General features: G+C 63.6%; 1 protein-coding gene. It reads right to left on the bottom strand.

The features are described from left to right. Nucleotides 1-1,871: AMP-binding protein (locus AB0O67_RS37255; RefSeq protein WP_365460531.1), on the bottom strand; the 1,871-nt coding region annotated here is incomplete at its 3' end. Nucleotides 1,872-1,919: the final 48 nt, after the last annotated feature.

Raw genomic sequence — 1,919 nt, 5'->3', positions numbered from 1 at the left:
GCGAGCTCAGAAACCGTGGAGTACTCGAAAAGCGTGCGAATCGGGAGTTCAACGTCGAAGACGTCCCGAATGCGGCTGAGCAGACGAGTTGCCAGCAGTGAGTGGCCGCCGAGTTCGAAGAAACTGTCGTGGCTTCCAGCTCGAGGAAGATCTAGAACTTCAGCGAACAGACCGGCCAGGAGCTCCTCCTCCACGGTGTTCGGGAGGTCGCCGTGCAGGAGAAGATCTTGGTTCGGGCTTGGCAGGGCATCGTGATCGACTTTGCTGTCCTCTGTCAACGGAAGGGAGTCCAGCACGACGAAGAACGATGGCACCAAGTAGTCGGGCAGCAAGCGCATCGCTGTTTGCCGCAGGTCCGCCTCTGTGAAGGCAGCATGCACTGGCCGCCCAGGCTGAGCGCTCACACGACCGCGCACCTGTCTGTCCCTGACCACATAGGCGACGAGGTGCTGTCCGTTAAGTTCGTCCCTTTCCGCGACCACTACAGCCTGAGCCACACCGGGATGATGGGCCAGTGCTGCCTCGATCTCGCCGAGTTCGACGCGGAAGCCGCGTACCGTCACCTGATGGTTGGCGTGGCCCAGAAACTTCAGCTCACCCCGAGCGTTCCAACGCGCCAGATCCCCGGTCCGATACATACGAGTGCCAGCCACACCATGCGGGTCCGCCACGAACCGCTCGGCCGACAACCCGGGGCACCCTGCATAACCCCGCGCCAACTGTCCCCCCGCCACGTACAACTCGCCGGCTACGCCCACTGGCACCGGTTGCAGCTGAGTGTCCAACACGTACAGACGCGTACCGTCCGCGGGTTTGCCCAGGGGAATGGCCCGGCCAGGCTCGGGGGCATCGGGCTCGATTCGGTAATACGCACCAGGGCCGATGAGCCCAGTCGTCACATATTGGGCAATTACAGCCGAATTGCCATGCAGGGCGCGCCATTGCTTCAAGGTTTCACCCAGCGCTGCATGGTGGCCCTCAAAGATGAGGTGCCCGGTGTACGTCTCTCCGGTCGGCAGAACTTCCTGAATCACCCTGCGCGCAGGAGCTTGGAGGATGGCCGCGCCGTACTGCCGTGAGGTGGGCTTGCTGCTAGCGTCCGTGATATGCAGGCACTCCCCGCGGGCTAGGGAGATTGCAATCGTTGCCATTGCCGTGTGGGCAGGCAGGGACGTAAGAAGGACAGCGTCGCGTGAGTCCGGGAGCATGGATTCCCATGCAGCGTAATACGAAGCCAGCGCCTGATGCTCGACAACGACGTCCGTGTGCTGACCCGAGGAATCCAAGCGGGGAAGGATGCAGGCGCTGTTGAGGGGATGTGTGCGCGTGCCCCGCGGCAGGCTCTTGTCGCCACGGACCCGGATGGCGTCCCCTGTATTGGTAGTGATGTCACCATCGGACAGGACCAGCCAGTCGCCGGCACCAACCGGTGTGGCTACTGCCGTCTGACGCGAGGCTGTGATCCCGACCAACGGCATGTTCTTCGCCGTGAAGTGGATGGCTCGGTTCTGAGTGCTCCGTGGATCCAGTGGCGCGCACACCCCACCGGCTTTCCATACTGCGATGATCCCCACAACCAGATCAATCGATGGCTCCAGCAGCAACGCCACCGGAATCTCCGGGCCGACGCCGTGTGCCACGAGCACCCGGGCCAGACGGTTCGCCCGGGCGTTGATCTCCCGGTAGGAGAGTTCCTCTCCGCCGCAGACCACGGCGATCGCGTCGGGCGTGCGTTCGACCTGGGCCTCGAACAGGTCAGGGACCGTCACATCCGCAACCTCCGCCGCGGTGTCGTTCCACTCCTCCAGAACCCGGACACGTTCAGCGGGTTCAAGCACATCGACACACGTGACGGGCAGCGCCGGGTCCATGACCACCGACCGCAGAGTCTGCGTCAGCCGCCTCGCGAACGCCTCGAC

The organism is Streptomyces sp. NPDC086077 (assembly GCF_040686175.1).
Lineage (GTDB): Bacteria > Actinomycetota > Actinomycetes > Streptomycetales > Streptomycetaceae > Streptomyces.
Note: the sequence above shows the minus strand (reverse complement) of the source record. Positions and strands in the feature narration are given on the sequence as shown.